Origin of the sequence: Mesorhizobium sp. M7A.F.Ca.CA.002.04.1.1, from assembly GCF_004022805.1 — a bacterium.
Classification (GTDB): domain Bacteria; phylum Pseudomonadota; class Alphaproteobacteria; order Rhizobiales; family Rhizobiaceae; genus Mesorhizobium; species Mesorhizobium ciceri.
The window spans coordinates 1-4,957 of the sequence record NZ_RZPL01000426.1 but is presented as its reverse complement, the minus strand read 5'-3'; the positions used below and the strand labels follow the sequence as shown (position 1 = coordinate 4,957).

Genomic DNA, 4,957 nt, shown 5'->3' with positions numbered 1-4,957 from the left:
ATGTAGAGCGTGTCGCCGATCTTCAGCGGCGTCACCTGATAGGTGGTCTCGCCGACATCGTCCGGTCCCTTCACGTCGCCGGTCTGGTAGGTCCAGGCAGGCTGCAGCTTGGCGACATTGTCCGGTGTGATCTGGTCGAGCGGCGAATAGCGCTGGCCGAACTGCGTGCGGCCGTAATAGTGCCACTCGCCGGCCGGCACGTCATTGCCGAGATTGGCGTTGGCGACCACCTTGTCGGTGCCGAGTTCGCCGGCAATGTCCTTCGGATCCGAAGTCATCGAATAACCGGCGACGGCCAGTGATGCCAGCACGGCAAGGATCAGCGGCGCGCGTGCGTCAGGGCCGACAAGACCCCGTCTCGCCCACGGCGTCAGCAGCCATAAAGCGAGAAGCACGATGACGCCGCCGCGAGGCCCGAGTTCCCACCAGTCGAAGCCGGTTTCCCAGACCGCCCAGGCCAGCGTGCCGAGCACGATCGCCGCGTAGAGCCACAGTGCGGTGGACCGGCGCCGGTAGAGCAGCCAGGCGGCGATCAGGAAGGCAAGGCCAGCAACGACATAGTACCAGCTGCCGCCCAGCATCGCCAGGCGGATGCCGCCGCCGCCGAGTGCCAGGCCGATGAGGAAAAGAATGAGGGAGGTGATGGTGACAGCCAAGATGATACTCCTTCGACTGTTGCGCTTTGCCACGCCAAGGACAGCCCGATGTCCCGTTCCTGCCCTGCGCACAGCTTTCTCCTGCCCGCCCCGCCTGTCAAGCTGGCCCACACGCCAAGGTGGCAATTCATCTTGCCTGCGGTCGGGTTATCGAGCAGTCTCCGTCGCAGCATCACCGTGGAGTAGACCGAGTCATGCCCTTCGTCTTTCCGCCATGGATGCGCATTGCCGGCGCGCTGTTCGGCTTCGTCGTGCTTATGGCTGGCAGTCAACCGGCGTCGGCACAAACGCTCGAGGAGATCAACAAGGCAAGCGGCTTCCACGAGATGCTGGCCGGCCTCGGCCCAAGCATAGTCGCCGGCATCAAATCCGTGCCGGGGCCGGAAAAAGTCAAGGAAGCCTTGTCCGCCGCCGCTGAAGGCGCTTTTGACGCTGACAGGATGGAGAAAGCCGTAGAGGCGCGGATGACGGGCCGGTTGCAGCCCGTCGATCTCACCGATCTGGCTGCTTTCTTCGATTCACCATTGGGCAGGCGGGTCACAGCCCTGGAGATCCAAGCGTCCGATCCGCAAGCCCTGGGGCGCAAGAAGATCGAAGGTCCGAAAATCCTTGGAGGACTTCAGGCGGGAGATCCGGCACGGCTCGCGCTGTACCGGAAAATCGTCGACGATACCAGCGCCGTGGACATGGCTGAAGCGATCGCATTGAACATGGGCTATGCGATGGTTTCGGGAATGCTCGCGGCAGCCGGGCAGCCTTTATCGGATCAGCAGATAATGGTGCTGGTGCATAAGCAGGCCGGCAACCTTCGTGAAAAAGCCGAAAAGGGGATCATGGAAGGAAATGCTTTCGCCTATCGTGACTTGTCGCTCGACGATCTCAGGCTTTACGCGGCATTTCTCGCGTCCCCTGCGGGCAGCCATTACTACGACCGGATGCAGACGGCACTCGGCGCCGTGATGACCGATGAGGCGCGTTCGTTAGGGCAGCGATTTTTCGTCGCTCTCGGCTACCGCAAGGCCTGAACAGCCCGTACATCCTTGCCACCAGCACTTTAGCGGAACAAAACGTAGACAGTTCTGGTCTTTCGCCACCGAATCACTACATTCGGGGCGATGTCCGGCTTTTCCGAAGACATGCCCTTTTTCGACGAACCCAATGCGCGGCCCTCGGCCCCGTCGGGTATCGCCGCGCGCGCCATGGCTGCCCGCAGCGGACACAACAACGCACCCGACTATCTGAAGGGCCTCAACCCGGAGCAGCGGCTAGCTGTTGAAACAACGGAGGGCCCGGTTCTGGTGTTGGCCGGCGCCGGCACCGGCAAGACCCGCGTGCTCACGACCCGCATCGCCCACATCCTCGCCACCGGCAAGGCGTTTCCGTCGCAGATCCTCGCGGTGACCTTCACCAACAAGGCCGCGCGCGAGATGAAGATCCGCATCGGCGTGCTGATCGGCGAAGACAATGTAGAGGGCATGCCGTGGCTCGGCACCTTCCACTCGATTGGAGTGAAGCTGCTTCGCAGACATGCCGAACTCGCCGGCCTGCGCTCCGACTTCACCATCCTCGACACCGACGACGTCGTGCGGCTGATCAAGCAGCTGATCCAGGCCGAAGGTCTGGACGACAAGCGCTGGCCGGCCAAGCAGTTCGCCCAGATGATCGACGGCTGGAAGAACAAGGGGCAAGGCCCCGCCGACATTGCCGAGGGCGACGCGCGCGCCTTCGCCAACGGCAAGGGCCGCGAACTCTACAAGGCCTATCAGGAGCGGCTGAAGACGCTGAACGCCTGCGATTTCGGCGACCTGCTCTGCCACCCGATCCGCATCTTCCGCGCCAATCCGGACGTGCTGAAGGAATACCATAAGCGCTTCAAGTACATCCTCGTCGACGAGTACCAGGACACCAACACCGCCCAGTACATGTGGCTGCGGCTGTTGGCGCAAAGGCCTCAAGGCAAGCCGATCTCCCCCCTTGAGGGGGAGATTGGGCGCTCTTCGGCCGAAACCCGCGCCACCGTAAACATCTGCTGCGTCGGCGATGACGACCAATCCATCTATGGCTGGCGCGGCGCCGAGGTCGACAACATCCTGCGTTTCGACAAGGATTTTCCCGGCGCCACCATCATCCGGCTGGAGCGCAACTACCGCTCGACCGCGCACATCCTTGGTGCCGCCTCCCACCTCATCGCCCACAATGAGGGCCGCTTCGGCAAGACGCTGTTCACGGATCGCAACGATCCCGAGGATGGCAAGGTCAATGTCCACGCCGCCTGGGATTCCGAAGAAGAAGCCCGCGCCATCGGCGAGACCATCGAGGCCTATCAGCGCCAGAAGCACAATCTCAACGACATGGCTATTCTTGTCCGTGCATCCTTCCAGATGCGGGCCTTCGAGGATCGCTTCATCACACTCGGCCTCAACTACCGCGTCATCGGTGGCCCGCGCTTCTACGAGCGCCTGGAAATCCGCGACGCCATGGCTTTCTTCCGTGTCGTCGCGCAGGGCGCCGACGACCTCGCTTTCGAGCGCATCGTCAATGTGCCCAAGCGCGGCTTGGGCGAAGCCACCATCCGCCAGATCCACGACACCGCCCGTGCGCTGCGCATCCCTATGCTGGAGGCCGCCGCCAAGCTCGCCGAAAGCGACGAGTTGAAGCCGAAGCCGCGCGCCGCCTTGCGCGAAGTGGCGGCCAATTTCGAGCGCTGGCAGAAGGCGCTGGAAACCACGCCGCACACCGAACTCGCCGAGACCATTCTCGAAGAGAGCGGCTACACGGACATGTGGAAGAACGACCGCTCGGTGGAAGCCCCCGGCCGGCTGGAGAACCTGAAAGAGCTGATCCGCTCGATGGAGGAGTACGAATCGCTGCGCTCCTTCCTCGAGCACGTCGCGCTGGTCATGGACGCCGAACAGAATGCCGGGCTCGACGCCGTCTCGATCATGACGCTGCATTCGGCCAAGGGCCTCGAATTCGAGACCGTCTTCCTGCCCGGCTGGGAGGAAGGCCTGTTCCCGCATCAGCGCGCGCTCGACGAAGGCGGCCGCTCCGGGCTGGAGGAAGAGCGCCGCCTCGCCTATGTCGGCCTGACGCGGGCCAAGAAGAACCTGCATATCTGGTTTGTCTCCAACCGCCAGATCCATGGCCTGTGGCAGTCGACGATCCCGTCGCGTTTCCTCGAGGAATTGCCGAACGCCCATGTCGAGGTCGCTGAAAGCGGCAACTCCTACGGCGGCTACGGCAATTCCTATGGCGGCGGTTCCTTTGCCTCCGGCCGCGGCGGCCAGGGCGCAGGACGGCAGAACCCCTATGGCGCCTCGCGCTTCGACAATGTCGGCGCCGACAGCGAAAAATCCGGCGCCTTCTCCAACACCTATGCGACGCCGGGCTGGCAGCGGGCGCAGGCCAACCGCACCGAGGCGACCGACCGCAACTGGGGTTCGCGCTCCGGCCACCAGGTCGAGCGCATCGGCTACGGCGAGACGGACAGCGGCTACGGCGCCGGCCGCACCTCGGTCAAGGGCCGCACCATCGACGGCGAACTGGTCGCCAAATCCGTCTCCGACAAGCCGTCCGCCTTCAACGTCGGCGACCGTGTCTTCCACCAGAAATTCGGCAACGGCAACATCTCGGCCATCGAAGGCAACAAGCTGACCATCGACTTCGACAAAGCCGGCCAGAAACGCGTGCTGGACGGGTTTGTCGCCGCGGTGTGAAGATGGCGTTTTCCCCGCGGAAGCCTCACCTTCGTCATCCACGGGCGAAGCAAGGAGGGTAGCGACGCGGCGCAGACCCGTGGATGACGAAGTGATTGATGTCTACGCCAATCGTCAAGGCATGCGGTCCGCCAACGAAACAGCCCCTCACCGATACCGCGCCTGATTCCATTTGTGCCCCAGCAGCGACAGGATGATGATCAGCCCGTTGAAGAACTGCACATAGAAACCGCTTAATCCCGCCGCCACGACGCCGGTCTGGATGAAGGACACGGTAACCGCGCCGATGGCGCCGCCGACGACGGTGCCGATGCCGCCCCAGGTCGGCGTGCCGCCGACGAACACCGAGGCCAGCACCGGCAGGAGATAGCCGTCGCCGGCGGTCGGCCACCAGGTGAAGTTGATCATCACCGAGAAGGTGCCGGCGATGGCCGCGCCGATGCCGACGAAGACGAACACTTTCACCCGCACACGCTTGACGTCGATGCCCATCTGCTGGGCGCTGTCTGGATTGTCGCCGACCACCCTCACCTGCGCGCCGAAGCGGTGCCGGTTGTAGAGCATCGCCGACAGCACGACGAAGCC

2 protein-coding genes and 2 pseudogenes are annotated in these 4,957 nt (G+C 63.6%); 2 read left to right on the top strand and 2 right to left on the bottom strand.

Annotation, left to right across the window (positions count from 1 at the left end; translation table 11 throughout):
* A pseudogene (locus tag ENZ75_RS20760) lies at nt 1–656 on the bottom strand (membrane-bound PQQ-dependent dehydrogenase, glucose/quinate/shikimate family); the annotation flags it as partial.
* A gap of 194 nt (nt 657–850) precedes the next feature.
* Here ENZ75_RS20760 and ENZ75_RS20755 point away from each other — a divergent pair.
* A complete protein-coding gene (locus ENZ75_RS20755) occupies nt 851–1,681 on the top strand; it encodes a DUF2059 domain-containing protein (protein WP_013530997.1) in 831 nt (276 codons plus the stop codon).
* Nucleotides 1,682–1,771: 90 nt separating this feature from the next.
* A complete protein-coding gene (locus ENZ75_RS20750) occupies nt 1,772–4,372 on the top strand; it encodes a UvrD-helicase domain-containing protein (RefSeq protein WP_128278277.1) in 2,601 nt (866 codons plus the stop codon).
* Between the two features lie 147 nt (nt 4,373–4,519).
* Here ENZ75_RS20750 and ENZ75_RS20745 read toward each other — a convergent pair.
* Nucleotides 4,520–4,957 (bottom strand): annotated as a pseudogene (locus ENZ75_RS20745) (ABC transporter permease); the annotation flags it as partial.